20 protein-coding genes are annotated in these 19153 nt (G+C 59.7%); 12 read left to right on the top strand and 8 right to left on the bottom strand.

Features of this window, described 5'->3' with window-relative positions; all coding sequences use genetic code 11:
- Positions 1-3: 3 nt before the first annotated feature.
- The 10 genes from HFO99_RS24445 (at position 4) to HFO99_RS24490 (ending at position 12847) form a co-directional block, all read left to right on the top strand.
- The gene (locus HFO99_RS24445) at positions 4-2523 is read left to right on the top strand and encodes a VirB4 family type IV secretion/conjugal transfer ATPase (protein WP_222364124.1); all 2520 of its coding nucleotides are present in this window, start codon (positions 4-6) and stop codon (positions 2521-2523) included.
- Positions 2501-3676 carry a lytic transglycosylase domain-containing protein gene (locus HFO99_RS24450; RefSeq protein WP_222364125.1) on the top strand — a complete coding sequence of 392 codons (1176 nt, stop codon included), beginning with the start codon at positions 2501-2503 and terminating at the stop codon, positions 3674-3676. Before HFO99_RS24445 ends, HFO99_RS24450 begins: the two co-directional genes overlap by 23 nt.
- A gap of 22 nt (positions 3677-3698) precedes the next feature.
- Positions 3699-4490 (top strand): conjugal transfer protein, encoded by a 792-nt coding sequence (locus tag HFO99_RS24455; RefSeq protein WP_222364126.1) that lies wholly within the window; start codon positions 3699-3701, stop codon positions 4488-4490.
- Positions 4491-4698: 208 nt separating this feature from the next.
- Complete coding sequence (locus tag HFO99_RS24460) at positions 4699-5772, top strand: type IV secretion system protein (RefSeq protein ID WP_222364127.1); 1074 nt, start codon at positions 4699-4701, stop codon at positions 5770-5772.
- 28 nt (positions 5773-5800) lie between these two features.
- Positions 5801-6535 (top strand): virB8 family protein, encoded by a 735-nt coding sequence (locus tag HFO99_RS24465; protein WP_222364128.1) that lies wholly within the window; start codon positions 5801-5803, stop codon positions 6533-6535.
- An 8-nt stretch (positions 6536-6543) separates the two neighbouring features.
- Positions 6544-7362, top strand: coding sequence for a TrbG/VirB9 family P-type conjugative transfer protein (locus tag HFO99_RS24470; RefSeq protein WP_261323307.1), 819 nt, complete (start codon positions 6544-6546; stop codon positions 7360-7362).
- Positions 7363-7371: 9 nt separating this feature from the next.
- Positions 7372-8706, top strand: a complete 1335-nt coding sequence (virB10, locus tag HFO99_RS24475; RefSeq protein ID WP_222364129.1) for a type IV secretion system protein VirB10 — start codon at positions 7372-7374, stop codon at positions 8704-8706.
- On the top strand, positions 8703-9752 hold the full coding sequence (gene virB11 / locus HFO99_RS24480; protein ID WP_222364130.1) for a P-type DNA transfer ATPase VirB11: 1050 nt from the start codon (positions 8703-8705) through the stop codon (positions 9750-9752). The genes virB10 and virB11 overlap by 4 nt, the downstream gene beginning before the upstream one ends.
- Entirely contained in the window at positions 9721-12438 is a 2718-nt protein-coding gene (locus HFO99_RS24485) for a type IV secretory system conjugative DNA transfer family protein (RefSeq protein ID WP_222364131.1), read from the top strand. Before virB11 ends, HFO99_RS24485 begins: the two co-directional genes overlap by 32 nt.
- 82 nt (positions 12439-12520) lie before the next feature.
- On the top strand, positions 12521-12847 hold the full coding sequence (locus HFO99_RS24490) for a hypothetical protein (protein ID WP_222364132.1): 327 nt from the start codon (positions 12521-12523) through the stop codon (positions 12845-12847).
- Between the two features lie 43 nt (positions 12848-12890).
- Here the strand turns inward: HFO99_RS24490 and HFO99_RS24495 are convergent, their stop codons facing one another.
- Together HFO99_RS24495 and HFO99_RS24500 are read right to left on the bottom strand one after the other, a co-directional pair.
- Complete coding sequence (locus tag HFO99_RS24495; RefSeq protein WP_222364133.1) at positions 12891-14279, bottom strand: hypothetical protein; 1389 nt, start codon at positions 14277-14279, stop codon at positions 12891-12893.
- An 11-nt stretch (positions 14280-14290) separates the two neighbouring features.
- Positions 14291-14584, bottom strand: coding sequence for a hypothetical protein (locus HFO99_RS24500; protein ID WP_222364134.1), 294 nt, complete (start codon positions 14582-14584; stop codon positions 14291-14293).
- A gap of 391 nt (positions 14585-14975) precedes the next feature.
- Between HFO99_RS24500 and HFO99_RS24505 the strand changes: the two genes are divergently transcribed.
- The gene (locus tag HFO99_RS24505) at positions 14976-15317 is read left to right on the top strand and encodes a helix-turn-helix domain-containing protein (RefSeq protein WP_222364135.1); all 342 of its coding nucleotides are present in this window, start codon (positions 14976-14978) and stop codon (positions 15315-15317) included.
- A gap of 32 nt (positions 15318-15349) precedes the next feature.
- On the opposite strand, the gene HFO99_RS24510 is transcribed toward HFO99_RS24505, so the two are convergent.
- From HFO99_RS24510 to HFO99_RS24535, 6 genes are all read right to left on the bottom strand, one after another.
- Complete coding sequence (locus tag HFO99_RS24510) at positions 15350-15895, bottom strand: hypothetical protein (protein ID WP_222364136.1); 546 nt, start codon at positions 15893-15895, stop codon at positions 15350-15352.
- Positions 15896-15914: 19 nt separating this feature from the next.
- Positions 15915-16286, bottom strand: a complete 372-nt coding sequence (locus HFO99_RS24515) for a hypothetical protein (protein ID WP_222364137.1) — start codon at positions 16284-16286, stop codon at positions 15915-15917.
- Positions 16287-16293: 7 nt separating this feature from the next.
- Positions 16294-16608, bottom strand: coding sequence for a hypothetical protein (locus tag HFO99_RS24520; RefSeq protein ID WP_222364138.1), 315 nt, complete (start codon positions 16606-16608; stop codon positions 16294-16296).
- 25 nt (positions 16609-16633) lie between these two features.
- Entirely contained in the window at positions 16634-17194 is a 561-nt protein-coding gene (locus HFO99_RS24525) for a thermonuclease family protein (protein ID WP_261323308.1), read from the bottom strand.
- A 32-nt stretch (positions 17195-17226) separates the two neighbouring features.
- Positions 17227-17808 (bottom strand): thermonuclease family protein, encoded by a 582-nt coding sequence (locus tag HFO99_RS24530; protein WP_261323309.1) that lies wholly within the window; start codon positions 17806-17808, stop codon positions 17227-17229.
- Between the two features lie 68 nt (positions 17809-17876).
- Entirely contained in the window at positions 17877-18557 is a 681-nt protein-coding gene (locus HFO99_RS24535) for a thermonuclease family protein (protein ID WP_222364141.1), read from the bottom strand.
- Positions 18558-18685: 128 nt separating this feature from the next.
- Between HFO99_RS24535 and HFO99_RS24540 the strand changes: the two genes are divergently transcribed.
- Positions 18686-19084, top strand: coding sequence for a hypothetical protein (locus HFO99_RS24540; RefSeq protein WP_222364142.1), 399 nt, complete (start codon positions 18686-18688; stop codon positions 19082-19084).
- Positions 19085-19153: the final 69 nt, after the last annotated feature.

Raw genomic sequence — 19153 nt, forward strand, 5'->3', positions numbered from 1 at the left:
TCGATGGGCACCATGGCGAGATCGTTGAAAGGGAGCTTGTCGAAAGGTTGGGAGATATTCGCCGACCGCAGCATATCGACACACGTCCCGTTCTATGTGCCGATCGAAAACGGCATTATCCGACTGAAGAACGACAGCCTGGTCTCGACCGTGCAATTGACCGGCTTTTCGTTTGAGACCGCCGATATCGAGACGATCAACATGCTGCAGCGGCAGCGCAACGCCGCGTTCCGCGCGATCTCGTCGATCGGCAATTTTGCGCTCTACACCCACGTCGTCCGGCGCAAGGTCGCGCCGTCGCTGCCATCGGCTTTCGGCGATCCCTTCATGCGGCGTCTCGACGATGTCTATCAATCGAGCATCTCCAGGAACGAGATGTTCGTCAACGACACCTATGTGTCCGTGGTTGTTCGGCCGCTGTTCAGACAAGGCTCGGCGCTGTCCCGCGTCATGGGCATCGGCGGCAATGCCGTGCGCAGGGAGCAGTTTCGTGCGATGCGCGACAAGCTTGTCGAAGCAACAAGGGCTCTGGAAAAATCGCTTGCCGCCTACGGTCCGAAAGTCTTGCGCGACGTGCGGCGCGCCGAGGTCGATCTTGGCGACGGAAAGATGATCTACCGGACCATCTCCGACGACACGATGCTTGAGGAAGGCACGCGAACAATCTGGTTCTCGGAGCAATGCGAGTTCTTCTACACACTGCTGAACGGCGGCCGGGTCCGGCCAATCCGTCTCGGCAATATACCGATCGACGAGATGCTGCCGGCGCGGCGGACGTCGATCGGCAACCGGATCATCCATCTCCAAGGCGAAACATCCGGCGATGATCGCTATGCCGCGATGGTGTCGCTGAAGGAATATCCGCCGGAGACCGGCGCCGGCATGCTCGACTATATCCTCAAGCTGCCCTTCGAGATGGTGCTGACCCAGTCGATGTCGTTCATCGACGACATGGCTGCCCGCAGCCGCATCGAAAGGCTCGATCGGCAGATGTCGAAGGCCGACGAGGGCGGCTCCAGCGTTCAGGCCAATCTCGACATTGCCCGCGATGAACTCGCCCGCAAACGCGTTGCCTTCACCGAGCATCACCTCACCGTCATGCCAGTGGCAAGAACAACGGCCCAGCTTGATGATGCGGTTGCGCTGATCGGAAATGAGCTTGGGGCGCTTGGCGCCTCCTATGTTCGCGAAGATCTGAACGCTGAGCCGGCCTACTGGGCGCAACTGCCCGGCAACCAGGCCTATATTGCGCGGCGCGCGCTCATCTCGACGCTCAACTGCGCGGGCTTGAGCAGTTTTCACGCCTATCCCTACGGCAGGCCGGACGGAAACCATTGGGGACCGGCGATCACCATCTTCGAGACGACCTCCGGCACGCCGTTCTTTTTCAATTTCCATCAGGGCGACGTCGGGCACACGACGGTCTTCGGACCAACGGGTTCGGGCAAGACCGTCATCATGGCGTTCCTGATCCTGCAGGCCTACCGCGTCAGTCCTCGATTGAAAACGATCGTCTTCGACAAGGACCGTGGCCTCGACATCATGGTGCGGGCGGCGGGCGGCCGATACATGACACTGGAGCCCGGCGAACCTTCTGGGTGGAACCCGCTGCTGCTTGACGATACCGAGGAAAACCGCGTTTTCCTGTACGGGCTTTTGAGCTTCATGCTGAAGCCATCAAAGGACGGCGAGAGCCTGACGCCGCAGGAAGAAGCGATCATTCGCAACGCGATCAAGTCCGTGCTCAAGACGAAGGACAGAGCGTACCGCCGTCTCTCTTCCTTGCGCGCTCTGTTGGCCGGAAGCGAGAGGACAGAGGGAAGCCTGATTGCAAGGCTCGACAAGTGGGTCGATCGCGGCCCCTATGCCTGGCTCTTCGACAATGCCGACGACAATCTGGATATTTCCAGGTCGATGATCGGGTTCGACATGACGTCGATCCTCGACGATCCGACGGTGCGTACCTCGGCCCTCCTGTACATGTTCCATCGGCTGGACGAGATCTATGACGGCAAGGCGCCGATCATCAACCTGATGGACGAAGCCTGGAAGCTGCTCGACGACGACGAGTTCAAGCGCACCATGAAGGACTACTTCAAGACCATCCGGAAGAGGAACGGTGTGGTGATATTTGGCACGCAATCGGCTGACGACGTCGTGCAGTCCAGTGTCAGCCGCACGATCATCGAGCAGACGTCGACCAACATCTTCTTTGCTAATCCGAAGGCCGACGAGCACTCTTACATGGCGCATTTCGGTCTCTCCAGAGCCGAATTCGAATGGGTGAAGAACGGCGATCCGAGCTCCCGCTTCATGCTGATCAAACAGGCGAAGAGCAGCGTGATTGCGCGCGTCGACATGTCCCATATGCCGGAGTTCATCAAGGTCTTGTCCGGCCGGGAGGAGACCGTTCGCGAGGTCGAGATGCTGCTCGACGAATACGGAGACGATCCGAAAAACTGGCTGTCTAAATTCTGCGATTGGGAGGGGGGAGCGTCCGATGACCAACGCAAGGCTTCCTGAGTTGGCGACGGCCGGCGTGCTGGCGCTGGCGACAGTGATAGTCCCCGCGACCACGCGCGCCCAGGTTCCGGTCATCGACAATGCCCGCCAGAAGATCCAGCAGGCGACCTTGAACTGGTACGAGGGTTATCAGGCCGATACCCGGAAACTGAAAGGCGCCTCCGGCGGTACGACGGACAGCGTGGCGCCGGGTCAGGGCTCCGGCGCACCCGCCGACTGCTCGGCAGAGGGCATGGCGGGTGAGGCCGCGCCAGCTGCACCATCGCAGCGGACGCCGAGCCAGCAGGACGTCGCCCGCATGGTTGAGGACGAGGCGATCCGCCAGGGCGTCGATCCGAATTTTGCGCTCGCCATTGCCGAACAGGAATCGCGCTTCCGGCAATCGGCGCGCTCGGCCGTCGGCGCCACCGGCGTCATGCAGTTGATGCCGGGAACCGCCGGTCAGCTCGGCGTCAATCCCTACGATACGCGCGATAATATCCGTGGGGGCGTCAGATACATCAAACAGCTTCAGGGAATGTTCGGCGATCGCTACGACCTGATCGCCGCCGGCTACAATTCCGGGCCCTATCGGCAGTCGCTGCAGAACGGACAGATCCCCAATATTCCCGAGACCCAGGATTATGTCAAAAAGGTCTCCGCCTATTACAGCCGCAACAAGGCGCAAAATGGCGACCGGACCCCACCGGCTGGCAATAATGCCGAGCCCGAAACCGTCAGCGACAGCCAGGGCTGCGGCGAGCAGCTGAAGAAGGCTGTCGACCGCAACACGCAGGCGCAGGTCGAGCGCGGATCGGTGTGGAACGCGTTCGTGCAGAAATCGACCGAGGCAAACCAGCAATACCTGCAGCGCCTTCAGGCCGGGCTCCAATCATCGTCAGCCAACCTGCGCGGGTCCGGAGGCGGCAATTCCAAGGACCACGACGGCTCGCTTGTCATGGCGCAGATCCAGTGCCCATCGACCATCGTCGACACCGGCAGCACCCGCTGCTTTGCCGTGCCGTCGAGTGCCACGACCGAGCAGATCCAGCGCTGGCTCGATGACCTGCAGGAACAGGCTCGCGCCAGTGGCGACACCGCGACCTTCTCGGCGATGCAGGATCCCGTATTGGGCCTGGTGACGGTCGTCGATGCCAGACCGACAGCAAACTGAACGGACAAGAGAGGTTAGGCACATGAAGAGATTTGTCATCGCGGCAGCCCTTGGCATCGTCGCCGTCTCGCCTGCTTTCGCGCAGGTCCCTGTCAAGGATTCTGAGAACATTTCGCTTAGCGAGGACATCAAGCGACTGTCGTCCCAGATCCAGCAGGACACCTCGGTCGTCAAGGACAACACGACGAAGACCTTACAGGCGATCACAGGCGATCGCAGCCAGGATGCCAGCCAGTTTGCCAAACTTGCGACCGGCAATGGCTTCACTATGGGACAGGCACCGGATTTCGGATCGATCCTCTCGGGAAATCAGGCCGTATTCGGCGGCATCAGCGGTCAGTTTCAGAACACGGCCGCCAAACTCATCAACGGCCTCAACCTCGTGAAGATGGTGGTCGATACCGTCAAGGGTGGTGAGCTCTCCGGCGCCAACCAGGCCTATTCACAAGGTGTCAATGCGCTGACGACGATGACGGCGCTCACCGATGCGATGAACAGCGCCACCAAGGATCGGCAGAACTCGTTCATGCAGGCAACCGAGAAGATCGGTACGGCTCAGGATCTGAAGGGTGCGCTCGAACAAAACACCCAGATGGTCCTGCAGGGCAACCAGACCGCCAACGAAGCGGTCGGCTCGCTCAATAATCAGGTCATGTTGCTGAACCAGCAATTTAAGGCGGCGCTCGCCACTTCGTCGCAGAACCTCAAGACCTTCGCACCGCTTCCCGACAGCGTGATGCGGGATGGAGGCGCGAAGCAGCAGGGGGCTTCGGTTCGCGATCAGCTAAAGGCGTTCGAGGAGCAGGAGCAGTGAGGCTCACCCTCATTTTGGCCTTTTGTTGCGCGGCCCTCAGTGGCTGCGGCGGCAATTACGAACAGCTGGCGAAATGCTCGGCCGACGAAAATCCGGTGCCGGCACTCGGTTACCACAGAGCGCCGCAACCAGCGCCGCCGGAACAGGCGCTGGCGAGAGTCGTCACGGATGATTGCGGCCCAATGCGGCCCGTCAATTAGGATGCGACATGGATCCAGTCAGCTACGCGATCAATTTCTATGGCGACGCGCTCCGATATTTCGACAAGATCAACGAGGCCTCGCTTGAACGGGCCTGGGGCCTGTTTGCCGAAAACAGCAATCTTGTCTCAGCCATCCTGGCGATTTTCCTGATCCTCTATTTCCTTTGGAGCGCACTCGGACTGTCAAGTGTCTCCCTGCAGGACATGGCGGTGACGGCTTTCAAGATCGCGCTGGCTTACGCCTTGGTCATGTCCTGGGCTACCTTCTACGACAATATCGGCCAGTTCGTGCTGTCGACGCCACAGGATCTCGGTTCGGCTATTTCCTCGGCGATGGGCGGCCAGTCGGCCGGTTCCGATCTGGCCCAGCAGGTCGCCAGCATGGCACGCAAGGTCTACGACTTCGCCATGCAGCTTTTCAATTCTTACGAGTCGGGATGGCTGCCGAATGTTACTGGCGCCGTGGTCGTGTTCATTGTGCTGGTGTTCGGTCTGCTGCCGATGCTGCTCATCCTCACCGGCGTGACGCTGTTTGCCAAGATGATCACCGCGGTTATGCTGGCGATCGGGCCGATCGCGATCCTCTGCTACTTCTTCGGCATCACGCGATTTGTCTTCGACGCGTGGGTGAGGGGCGTCGCCTACGGCATGTTCATGCTGCTCTTCACCTACATCATGGCGGGCCTGTCTTTCGGCTTTCTGATCGGCATGATGGACACGATCAACGGCGACATGGCGACCAGGGAGAATGCGCTGGCGATCGTGCTCGCCATGGTGCTCTACCTGGCGCTGATCTCCTATTTCATTTTTCAGGTGCCGGATTTCGCCAGAACCTTTTCCTACGGGACGGCGATATCGGGTGTGCCGGGCGGAGGCGGTGTCGATACCGGTTACAGCGCCGCGCGCGGGACGCTTGCATCCAGCAATTCGAGCGCCGGGCAGGCGGGGGCCGTCGCGCTTGGCATGCTGACTGGACCGAGAGGCGCCGTGACGGCGGCAGCGCTTGCCGGCCGTGGCAGTGTGGCGGGCGTCGGTACGCTCGGCCGGATGCTGACCAATCGCCGCCGCAACAGCGAGTGAATGAGACACCGTTATTCGAGGGCAACACTTGGCATTGTTCAGAAGACAGACAACACCAGCGCCGACCGATCATGTCCCCGGGCCGCAGGAAATCTATGATCGGCACTTGTCCTGGGGCGAGAAGAACCGCTCCCTTCGGACCTTGATCGGTCTCATCCTGTTTGCCTTCGCGGTGGCCGGCTGGGCCATCGCCGGCATACTTTCGTTTTCGGTGGCACAACTCTTCCCGCTTGTCCGCACCGAGGTCGTACCCCTGATCGTCGACAAGAACACCGGCTACATGGAGACGGTGACGACGCTCGACAGAGATCGGTCGAGCGTCTCGGAGATCCAGGCGGTTCGCGCCTCGTTCGTCGGCAACTACGTCATCCGCCGCGAGACCTATGATCCCCGCTATCTCTCGGACAACTTCGACATGATCGCGCTCTGGTCGGAGCCGAACTCCGACGCCTTCAAGGAGTATGAGGCGTGGATGAACCCGAGCAATCCACGTGGGCCGGTGAAGACGCTGGGTGCCACCGGCGACATCCGGCCGGAAATCCTGTCGGTCAATCCTCTCAATGCCTCGACCATGGCCGTCCGTTTTGAGACACGGGAACGCCAGCGCGGTGGCGACGTCGTCAATCGCTGGTCCGCCACGGTGCGCTACCGGCAGATCAATCTTCCTGCGAGCAACCGGGTTCGTTTGTACAATCCGTTGGGCTTTGTCGTCACCGAATATGCCAGGGTTCCGGAAACCATGCCGTCGGGGCCGGCGCAATGATGAAACGGATGGCGGCGCTTTCATTCTTACTGCTGCTGGGAACCGCGGTCGGGCATGCCGAACTGGTTGCACGTCCGGGAAGGCTCGATCCTCGGGTGCGCTCGCTACCCTATTCGGCTGAACAGGTTTTCCTGGTGACCGGCACCTACGGCATGGTGACGACGATCCTCTTCGGCACAGACGAAGAGATCACCCAGGTCGTTGCCGGCGACACCGTCTCCTGGCAGATCCTCACCTCGGCCGACCGGCGTTCCCTGACCTTGAAGCCAATGGAAAAGGACGCTTCAACCAATCTCTCCGTCGTGACCACCAGGCGCACCTACTCCTTCGATCTGCGGGTCAACGACAGCAAGGCGATACAGAATCAGACCTTCAAACTGCAGTTCACCTATCCCGAAGATGCCGGGCTGAAGGGGACGGCCGAACTCTGGAAGCAGGCGCAGGATGCTGCCGGCAATCCGAACCTCAAGAACATTCGCCGCGACAAGGTCAACTACGACTACGGCTTCAAGGGAAGCGATGCGGCAAAGCCGCTCTGGGTGTTTGACGACGGGCTGAAGACGTTCATGAAATTCACCGGCGCCATTCCGGCGATCTTCATCGTCGACCGGAAACGGCGCGAGAGCCTCGTGAACTACCGCCGCGAGGCCGATTATATCGTCATCGATACCGTTTCGCGGCAGTGGTCGCTGCGCTATGGCACCGAAGACGAGACCTGCCTGTTCAATCTGCGAACTGTTCCCGCCGATATTCCAGCGCCGATCGAAGGTGCGGTAGCGCCGAAGCGGATCGGTGCCGGCGGTTCCTCGCCACAGGCTCAACATTAGGAGGGCGCCATGTCAGATCCAAACTATCATTCGCTCGACACTGACAGCGCAATCGGCGGTCCGGTCCGGCGGAGCGGCGTCGGTCTCATGCGGCCGATCGCGGTCATTGCTGCCATCGCCGGCGTGGGCGTCGTCCTTTATTTTCTTCTTGCCGGTGGCGAGCAACAGCCGGCGATCGACACGACGCCGCGTGAGGAGTTCCGTCCGGTCCAGACACCGAGGAACGAAGGGTTCATTACACCGGCCCCGCCCCCTTTGCCGACGGTGGTCGTTCCGGAAGCGCCGCCGCCACCTCCGCCGCCGCCAGCACCTGTCGTACCGGCGGCCGGTCCGGTTCTACCACCGGCCGAAGTCGACTGCGCGAGAGGTAAGAACCCGGACAATCCCCGCTGCATCGAGCTCGCGCGGCAAGCCAAGCTGCTGGAGCGTGTTCGCTCTTCCGCCATGGTCTTCGATCAATCTGATCAGAGGAACGGCGCAGCGCAGGCTTCGGCCGACGCCACCGGTCCGGGACTGTTCGGCGCGGGCGATCCGTCCGGGGTGCAAACGGTAGCAGGCTCGAATGGCGGCGGCTCGGTCGACAGTGATCGTGCTTTCCTGAAGGCGATGGGCGGGCAGGGTGTCGAAGTTTCGGTCGCAACCGAGAACCGCCGCACCGACGCCTGGATCCCGCAGGGCACGATGATCCGTGGAACGCTGGAGACGGCCATCAATTCAGACCTCGCCGGTATGGTGAAAGGGATCGTGCGCGAAGATGTCTATTCCTTCGACGGCCGTCGCATCCTCATTCCCGCTGGCTCGTCACTGGTCGGCGATTACAAATCCGGCGTCGAGCGGGGACAGGAGCGGGTCCTGATCGTCTGGACACGGATGATCCGCGGAGATGGCGTCTCGGTGCAGCTCGGCTCTTATGGCACCGACCGGCTTGGGCGCTCGGGCATGACGGGTGTCGTCGACCGCAAGTACTGGGAGCGGTTCGGTCCGCCTGCGATGATGACGCTGATCGGTGGCGCCACCCAGTACATCGCCCAGCTTGGCCAGAAGCCGGATCGCGATATTACCATCGTCAACGACAATGGCAGCGTCACCCGCATCCCACAAGACAATGGCGAGACATCGCAGGATCGTGCCCGCGAAATCGCCGCCGAAACCATCGCTTCCGGCATCCAGGAACTGGGGACAGAAGCCTTCCAGGACAGCCGCAATATCCGGCCGACGATCCATATCCCTCAGGGGTCCGACATCAATGTGTTCGTGACGCGCGACCTCGACTTCGCCGGGCTTTATGCGGACCCGGTGCGCGAAGAATTCGAGCGGTTGCGCAGAAAGAGGCTCGGCAAATGAACGCGCGCCCGTCGATTTCTGCCGAACAGCATTTTCTGTCGGAAGCGATCGAGCCGATCCGGCCGTTCCTCGACGATCCCAGTGTTGTAGAAATCTCCTGCCAGTGCAGCAATGAAATCTGGCTCGAACGGATCGGCAAGCTCAGCATGGTGAGGCAGCAAGTCGACGGCCTCGATCAGGACGTGATCCGCCATATGGCCTCGCGCGCCGCCTCGTTCACCAAACAGACGGTCAACGCGGAGCACCCGCTCCTGTCGGCGACGCTCGTCAACGGCGAACGCGTGCAGTTCGTGCTGAATCCGACCTCGGCAACCGGTCACGCCTTCTCTATCCGCAAGCAGGTCGTCCGCCGTTTCAATTTGAATGACTATGAGAAGGCCGGGGCGTTTCGCTTCACCAAAGTGACCGGCGACGACTACATCGACGATATCGATATCGCGCTGTCCCGGCTGCTGCGGGCCGGCAAGGTTCGCTCCTTCCTGGAGCTCGCGGCAATCAATCACCGCAGCATGCTGATTTCGGGTGGCACCTCCACCGGCAAGACGACATTTCTGAATACGATGCTCACGGCTATTCCGAACCACGAGCGCTTCATCCTCATGCAGGACACTGCCGAGTTGGAGCCGAGCCAAGAAAATGTCGTGTCGCTGTTGGTCTCGAAGGGTGACCAGGGCGAAGCGAGGGTGACGATGGGCGACCTGCTGGCCACGGCGCTCCGTCTCAGACCGGACCGGATATTCATGGGCGAGTTGCGCGGCGACGAGGCCTTCGACTTTTTGAACGCCATCAATACAGGACATCCAGGTTCGATGTCGACCATCCACGCAAACTCACCGCACCACGCGTTCAACCGGCTGTCGACGCTGGTGCTCAACAGCAACGTGCGCATGGAGCGCGACGATATCATCCGATACATCCGCTCGATCATCCCGATCGTGGTCCAGTTGAAGAAGAGCGATGCCGCCGGCGGTCGAGGCGTCAGCGAGATCTACTTTGCCGATGAGGTGGACGAAAATGGCAAGCGTATCCACGCACACCGAGATTGACCGCCCGAAATGGACGGGCCTGCAGCGGAAATCGTTGTTCACATTGCCGCTCGCACTGCTTGGCATCTTCCTCCTGTGGCTGGCCATCTTCACGCTGATCTACGACGCCTACATCACCTCGTTCGGGTCACCGTCCTATTTCGAGTATGTGGGACAGGCGCGCCTGATCGACGCCGTCCGCTATACCTGGTCGATCATCCATGTCCGCAACACGTTCGGACTTTCGCTTCTGGCCTTCACCCTCGCCTTGCCATTCCTGTTTTTTCTGCTCTGCCTCTGGATGCTGAAAGGGGGCAGGGCGCTATCGCGCAAGATCCTCTATCTCCTGCATGTCAGGTCGATGTTCAGCCTGTTTGCGCACACGGCTCTTATCTTCGCCGCCGCCTATGCCGGCGTCATCGTGTACGGCGTGGGCTTCTATCTCGTTGCCACCAAGGCCGGTGAGCATGCCGAGATTGCGAGCTACTATGGCAACCATCTGGCCGCCATGTATCAGGCTCCTTTCGGTGCAACCGATGCCGCTGGTGCCTATCAGAAGCCGTCTCGACAGACGGTACTCGCAGCCCTCGCGGGCCTCGCCGCCGCCGGTGCCATTGTCGGATTTCCGATCGGCGCGGCAGTCCAGAGACGCCAGCGTATGATCATGGGAAAGGCACGCCTCGCCACCTTGAAGGACGCCGCCGATTTTCGGCTGCGCGACAAGCGCGGGATCGTCCTTGGGCTGAAACAGGGTTTGCTTTTGCGCAATGACGGCGACCAGCATGTGATGGTGATCGGTTCGCCGGGGCAGGGCAAATCGCGGGGCTTTGTGATCCCGACGATGATGAGCTTTCAGGGGTCGCAGGTCGTCCTCGACATGAGCGGCGAGCTATTCGAGGAGACGTCGGGTTACCTGAAAGACAAAGGATACGAGGTTTTCCTGCTGGCGCCCGGCTCGAAGTTCACCGACGGCTACAATCCGCTCGAACTGATCAGTGAGGAGCCGAACCAGCGGATCACCGACCTGCAGAAGCTGACGCAAATGCTGTTACCGGAGCGGTTGCGATCGGATTCCTCCGACTTCTGGGAGGAAAGCGCCAGGATCCTGCTGACGGCCATGCTCGGCTTCGTACTTGAATGCCCCGACACCCGCAAGTCGCTCAGCGAACTCTATCGCATTCTCAATTCGATGTCGGACGAGCGCAAGGCGATCATCCAGCTATTGGAAAACTATGAGCCGGTTCTCTCAGACCAGACCCGGATGCAGCTCACCAAATTCGCCGGCCGGCATGAAAAGCTCGGGGAAGGGATTGCCGCGGAGATCGTCGCCAAGCTCAACTTTCTGCAGAACCCATTGGTGGAAGCGCTAACCTCGATCACCACCATTCCGATCGGCACCATCAGAAAGCGTAAGCTCGCAATCTACATCCAGGCGGACTGGAACGCCATGCAGATTTATGAGCGGCTGATCTCGATGTTTATCCAGCAGATGGCCGACAAACTTGTGCAGATGGGGCCATTGCGCAACGGTGAGCACGAAGTCCTGATGATGCTCGACGAGTTCGGCAATGGCGGCCGGATCGATACTGTCCTGACGCTCGCCCCGCTGATCCGCAAGAATGGTGTGCGTTTCGTCTTCATCCTTCAGGATGGCGCCCAGCTTGAAAGGCTGTATCAGCGCTCCGGCCAGAAGATCCTGATGGGCGCTTCGACGATCAAGCTGTTCATGAATTTTCAGAACCAGGAAGATGCGGCGGCAGTCTCGATGGCTGCCGGCAAGACGACGGAGTGGGTCGAGCAATCTTCCTATTCGCATCGTCACGGCCGAAGGCAGCGGTCGATATCGAAGGTGCCTGTCTCTGTCGATCTCCTTCCCGTCAATACGCTGATGATGATGAAGCCGGAAGAGGCGATCCTGCAGGTCACGGGCATGCCGCTGATGCGCATTATGAAGCTTGATTCCGGCGGAGAGCGGATGTTCTCGAAAGTGCGAAAGTTCAAGCCGGTGAAAAGACCTTGCATGGAGCCGGTTGAATGGACAATCGCCGACAGCAGGTCAGCTGCGGCGGCCTCGCCCGCGACGGGCGCTGATATCCATTTTGAGCGCTTCGTCGCGAAGGATGGTATCCACCACGTCTACATCTCCTCGCTTGACGAGCTGCGTCACCGCCTGGATCTCGACGAGACACGCGACGCCGGTGTGACAGAGGAGGAGGTGCGGGAGGAAAAGCAGAAGCAGCCGGGAGGCAAGCGAAAGGGTGATCCGGCGAGCGGGCAACGAAAGCGCGGCGTGCCGAACGCTACTAGTGCTGCTCGTGAGGGTGACTTCGATCTCGATATCGACGAGCAGAAGCTCAGCCGCAATGTCTATTCGGGCTCACCGGCGCATCGGAGCGTTCGACCCAAACAGGCCAATGGTCCACCGAAGCAAATCGATCCTCGGCCGGTGGCGTCTGTTCTTCAGCGGCAGGAGGTCAGAGACGTATTCGGGGCAGATCTTACCGCGTTGAACGAGGTGATCTTCCAGCAGGCCGAAGAGAATGCACTTGAGCCGGTCGAGCTCAACGCGGATGTCGAGCTCTTAATTGAGAGCCTTTCTGATCGGCTCACCGAGGACAGTTCACGAGCCTACCTGCACCAGTTCGCCAACCTGGCCCGAGATCCGCTGGGCGAGGATCAATCTGAGACCGAGGCGCACGCTGATTAGCACAAGCGTCTGTCGATCACCGACCATTCATTACGGCGAGAGAGGAAGCGAGATCGCGCACCGTCTGCCAGGAGAGTAATACATGGGTGAGATCAGACATCTCTCAAGCACAGAATTTTCAAAGGGTCGACATCTCGAACGAATTGTCGCTGCGGCCCGAGCTGACGCCGGCTTTTGGCTGATGGTGAAGGAGCGCGAGATGGAGAGGCAAGCGATTGGAGCCAAAGTTGACCGCGAGGGCGATGGTGAGGATGCGATCGACAAGTCGGCGAGGCTGACGCCGACGATCACAGAACTGGCTGACGACCTCGTGTCGCGCATGTTCGGAACTTGCCCGCCCGAGGTGCTGGTGATCATCCAACAGGCGCTCCTCGATGCCGCGAGAATCGAGCTGACCGCTGTCCGGTGAAATCCGATCAAACGCTATGGAAAATGGTGTTCATAACTTATCTTCAGGTCAGGATGTCGTCATCGGATGTTAGCGATGTATTGTTTCCGGCCCGACGAACTTGATCGATCACCCAGTCCTGTAGCCGCCTGGCGGTGTTTGCAGCCTGCGCCTCCGCGAGGTCCTTGGGAAAAGTGCCAAAGATCGGCCCGATATACTTCATGCGAGGCAGTGTCTTTTCCTTCGCTTGCCGATATTCCTCGGTCGCCATCCCAAAGGCTTCGATAATGAGGCTCACCGGCCGGGATCCTCGATATGACGCCTCCAATATGAAGTCCGGCCTGCACGGACCAATGGGAGTGTCCAATGCGAACAGCGGCTTGGTGATCTTGATGCGAAGATCCGGCGCGGCGTCGAAGAGAGCTTGCTGTAGCCAGAACAGCAGATGCGAAACGTCTCTTTCGAATCCCGATTCCACCGGGAAGAGCGTATCGCCGTTATAGACCGGCTGCGCGTAGGCCTGGACCGCTCGCACCGGTCCTTCGTCATCCTCCTGAAAATCGACGTTCAGCAAAGTCAGGAACGGACCCCTCAGCGCGGGATCGCCCCGCAATGGCTGGCGGACCTTGCCGAGCACCTCGATTGTTCGCGAGGACGATGCAGGCATGATCGCCTGCGCCGATACGCTTTTTGCAAACAGCAACATAAAGCCGGTTCGCCGAAGACTTTCCGGCCAGTCCGGGCGGGAGGCTACGAGCAAACGCTGCCACCGGCTGGCCGGGTCCCAATAATCCGCGGCCCATGTCGACATTAGTGCGTTCAGTGTCCAGGTCCGCAGCACCCTGAGCTCCCTGGCGGCGGAACGTATCCCCGAGAGCTGACCTCCCAGCGTAAGATCGGGCTCGTCCTGCAGCGGGGGTATGACGTTTGTACCCGCCTTATCCAGCATCCGCCACAGGATGCCGCCAAGTCTGGAAGGACGGTCGTTTCGCTCCCTCGATCGGGTGGGATCATCGTCCGAGATATCAGCAAGACGGTTGGGAATGGCCGGAAGGGCGTCGACGTAGCTGCGCCCCGATTTTGGCAGCGGGCGGATCTGATAGCGACGATCGAACAGAGGGGGAGCAGCGTCCTTGTCTACATGGAACGGGCACGTCTGCGCATGGTTCGGCCGCTCTTCATGCCGGTCGGGGTTCGCGTCCTTCGAGGTCAGTCGTCGCAGCGTAAATGTACGCTCCTGCTGGATCGGTGCGAGCAATGGCTGCAAGCCGGCCGCGAGGCAATCGCATTCAATCCAGCCGTCCATCACTTTAGCGCGCTTGATAACCGAAAGCGCAATTGCCTCATCCTCGTTGGATGCAGCGTTGCCATACCATGCACGCAACGCGGTTGCCTCTCGGCCGGACAGGTCGGTAAGTGGATGGGCTGAACTGTTGCGAACGACGATCCGCATGCCAGACCCCTTCAATAGCCGAGGAGCCAGAGCCGATATCCGAGATATCCCACTGCCATCGTCGCGGCGATAGCGAGGATCGTCTCTCCCCAAGCTTGGATGTTCCAACGGCGGCTTTTGTCGAGGCGCGAACCTTCGAGCACAGCCGATAAGAAGACATAGACCGGGATCATCATCGCGTAGCCCAGCGTGAGGCTGTCTCGGATTGCGATGCAGGCAAGGAGGAAAACACATCCGAGAACCAGGGTCGCCACACAGAGCCGCCGCAAGTCAAATCGGTAGCCGCGCTTTTTGAGCGACGTCATCGAGAGCCTCCTTCGAATTCAAACTCGAAACTATAACTTGAGTATAAGTGCTGAGTGAGTTGCGGCAAAGGACGAATCTATGGAGGGGCCTGTCCATGAGGATTTGTGCCGATTGAATACGGCACCAACTACCGGGCTCCGCCATCCTCTTGCAGGGCGTGATCGCCGCAGTGTAAGACGTGTAACGAAGTCGTGAACGCTTGGATGCAAGAGATAGGCAACAAAGGGTTTACGCTTCGTCATAATGGTCTCTAGCCGGCGTCAGGCATTGCATGCGCAGTAGAATTTCGAACAAGTCCCGGACCAGCAGCTGCGGCAGCGCCCTCTGTCGCCGGGATGATACGTTTGCTCGAGCCGCATCGAGCACATCTTCCGCCAAGGAAGGCGTTCCATGTCTCGTGTGAAAGACGATCAGTCCGGCAACGCAGCGGACGTTTCGATATTGAAGGCGCTGTCGTTTCAAGAAAGGCTCGCCATTGGCCTGCGGCGATTGAAGACCGAGAGGGGCTTGTCGAACAAGGATCTGGCCGAGCAACTCGGTGTATCAGAAGCCTATATGTCGCAAGTGACCCGCGCCATGCGTGACGTCAAGCTGTCGACCCTCGACAAGATGCAGCGCGAATGGGATGTCATGATCGAGGACTTGCTCAGGGTCACTGAAGACGATCTCTCTCTGATAGAAGCGTTAAAAGCGCGCCGAGGGAAGAAAAAAGTTTCCGAGACCGCGACCTGATTTTCTCCGTCACAGAGCATGATCGGCGTTGGCTAGTGATTGAGGTTAAACCAGAACCTTTCCTTCACGCCTTGGTCATTTGGGATATCGAAGAAATAGGGATCGGCTCGCCGCGGTCGCGGGGTGGCAGCTTCCTGGATGCAACCATCGCGGCCGTTGCCGAAACCGCGCCCTATCGTCATACCTGACTGCCTCATATTGGCATTGCGATCGATCAGTGTTCTGCAGACATCGACTGTTTTGATGCACTGGTCGGGCTCGCCTCGCCAGCCATCATCGCCCTGCGAGCTGTAGCCGACGGTCGTTCCGGCCGGGCAATCCTCGTAGTCCTCTCGTCCTGGCTTGCCGGCCTTGGCCTCATGGCAAATCGGCCAGGAAAAACCCGGTTGCTTCATCGCGGCGATGAGCTTTGTCATAGGTGGAACACAGTAGGGAACACCGTGCCAGGACGGATTTTGCGATGCCGCACACAACAGAACCTGACATCCCCAGGAGGCGTCGTCGGCTTTTGCACCGCTGGTCGGGAAGCCAAGGGCTGTCCCTGTCAATGCCGCGACCATAATCAGGAACGGTCTCATAGTTCGCCTCCGTTATCGACTATTGGATTTGCGCCCAGGTCCCGTCGATCCTCGCAAAGGAAAGCACGCCCGGCTGCGTCGAGCCGGCAAAGGAACCTGATATCGTTGTGATGATGCCGGTACAGGTGACACCGGGGACAGATGGGTGCGGCTTGCACTCCGAAATCCTGATCGAACGCCCAGACCTCGCGATCGCAGCGCTTGCCTCTTCGTCACTCGGAGCGTCGACGGGCAACGGTTGCTGCGCCGCCTCCTTCAGGCGAGCGATCTCTTGTTCCAGCTCGGCGATATGACCAGGTCGCGCCAGCTCATTGATCGCGTATCCTCCCGCCGTTCCAGTAAGGAGGGCGATGGCGGCAGCAACTACCGCGGTATCGGGACGCTTGGCCATCGAAAACTCAATACCCCTCGATGCCCAGTCGCTTGAGGACTGCAACCGGATCGGTCTCGCAATCTTTCTTCCAGTCCGCGTGTTTGGCGCAGGCGTAGGCGTATTGGCTAAGGTCTGCCGATGACAGATCGGCAAGCCTGTTGCCGATCGCTTTCCATTGCTGCACGTCGGCCGGATCGCAGCCGGCGCCTCCGGCACCGCAAAAGTTCGGATCGCGCTGTTCGGTCGGATTAGGCGTGGCGCCATCTTGCGCGCCGCTCGCGACCGGAGCGACGACGAGCAGGAACGCTGCAATACTAAGGGAACCAAAGATACGATTCATTCAAACTCCTTGCACCTCTTTGAGTTCAGCGCGCCGTTTGGGTAACAGGCAACGGCAGAGGCAGGCCTGTGTCGGCTTCTGGTGACTGGCCGTCCTGCTTCTCTGCGGTCGCCTTCGATGCGGTGTAAAGCCAAGGGGGAAGCAGGTCCGGTGACGACCAGACGCCATATCCTAGCCCCCTGGCTTTCCGCTCAATGTCGAAATAGGCAGGGACTTGTGGCTCGTTGCGATAATTGAAGGCATAGCCGATGCCTTCCGCAATTGCCGTCGCTGCCAGATTTGTCTCGCCGACGAAGCAATGGGCAATCAGAACCTTATTGGTGTCGCGGTCAACCGGCGCGCAGTTGACGTTCTGCCCAAGTGTCCGGAGGATCATCCACGCGCGCGAGACCTGACCGGCGGGCCACTCCACGCCATCGCTTGTCGCCGTCTGCTCAAGGCGAGGAGCTTCATATCCAGCCAGGCGGACGATCTGTCGGCTCTTGACGAATTCGAACGTGGTCGCATCAACGACCTGAACCTTGCCGTAGATCTGACGCGGCACATCGGTTGGGCGGCTTTGCGCAAACAATGCCGTCGGTGCCATTGCGAACCATACTATGGAGGCAGCCACAACTCTCATTGTTGTGCCCCCGCCTGTTGTTGGAGAAGGGAAACCGGATGCGGCAGGTCCGAATAGGCCCAAAGTCCTACGCGCGCCGAACGCGCACTTTCCTCAGCAACCCTGTAACCTGGAACGATCAGTTGCCCCGCGCTGTCGACGGCTGCAAATCCCCAACCTTGGGCAATCATATAAGTCGCCAGGTCGTACCGATGCCGGCCTGTCGTCGTTTGGCATGCGACGACCGCGTTGTTCTGGTCGAGATTTTTGATGGTCGCGCAGACGGGCCTCGTGTCTCGGATCAACGCCTGCGCCATGATCAGATCGACCTCTCCGCAATCCCTGATAACACCGGCAGAGACGGTGACATTGGTTCCACGAAGACAGGCCTGCAGACCATAGAGGCGATAGCGTCGCCCGCCGGAGATCCAGGTGTCGCCCGTCTCGAACTGCGCCTGCGTGGGGAACGGAACGAATTCGGGTTGGACGCCACCAGTGTCAACGGCCGAGGGAATGTCGGTTTGCGATGCCTGAACAGGGACGACCGGTGGCCAGAAATACGAACCGCGCATGACATTGCCGTTGGCGAGCATGGGCATGATTGTCGTGGCAGCATAGACACCGGAAGCAGTGATCGTGGAAATGAACATAAGGAACCCAATCCGCATCAATTGGTAGACGAATTGACGGGGTAGCGTTCGCCATTGGGGTGCGCGAACTGATCGCTCGCCCAGATGCCGGCTCGTTCACGGCGTGCGGCTTCCTCTGCTTGCAGATATTCCGGAAACACAGGCCGCCCGGCGCGGTCATGGGCAGCGAACGCCAAGCCCTTGCGGATGAGCGCCTCGGAGAGCGACCGAACCGCTCCATTCTCGACGAAAAAACATTCGGCAAAACGCACCGCTGGTTTGCCGGGATTTTGGGCGAAAACGTGGCATGGGAATGCATCGCCAGCGCCTTTCTTTGCCTCATCGAGCGTCGCAGTCATGCCGGCAAGCGAAATCATGGCACAGGTCGTCGGCATTCCGGCAAACTCCAGTGGCTCGGTCGACAGGCAGCCCTGAACGCCGGCCAGTTTGATCACGAAACCATCGACGTCGAGAAAAGCGCTGCCGCTCAGCGCGGCCTTTGGGCTAACAGTTTGCAGATCAAGTCGGGACGCGATCGATGAGGTGTCCAGCGGTATTTGCGGTCCTGGGATCAGGTCGCGGCCCTCTGCATAGGCGTTCTGATAATAGCCGACGAAATCCGAGACCGTGCCGGCCCGCGCGGCAAAGGGCAGGGCGATCAGGGCATTTAGAAGGGTGCAAAAGAGGAGGCGGTCGAACCGCCGAGCGCCATTGTTCATGCTCGCATCCGTCATCTATTGACTGTTTCGAGCATGCACGAAATTATACTGCAGTGCAAGTCTGGAAAATGTCCGAGGATTGCAGTATGTGTTGTCGGACACTGGAAACGTGCAGATGGAGAAGGGTAATGTCTGCGGCAAGAAAGGCGCTCAGGGTTGTTGTCTTCCCGTTTCGGGCGGCATGGTTCTTAACATTGATCGCGAACTTTTTGGTCGTATCGGCCGTCTGCCTTCTCGTCGCGTTCTTTGTTGCATACGGTATTGCGCTGGCATTTTCGTATGCCTTTCTGCCGGTTGAATCGACGCAAGCGCTATGGCAGTGGGCGGTGGATCTTTATGCGCAGTCTTCATGGTTCAAAGCTGCCACGGTTGCTTTCTTCACGTTGCTTTTCTCGGCCATCCTGCGATTTTGGCCGGCGAGGGATCCGGTTGCTGATGCAGCCCAAGAACGCGAGATCACGAGGCTGGATGATGATCTGATTGCCGCGCGGCGGCAGGATCAGTTGCGAGCCAATCTTCGGACCTAAAGGAGAGGCAGCTGGCACGTTTGCAGGGCGCGCCGGAGCCCACAATGTCCTGTCTCCAAATTCTCAGGC

Source organism: Rhizobium leguminosarum (assembly GCF_019798305.1).
Classification (GTDB): Bacteria; Pseudomonadota; Alphaproteobacteria; order Rhizobiales; family Rhizobiaceae; genus Rhizobium; species Rhizobium leguminosarum_U.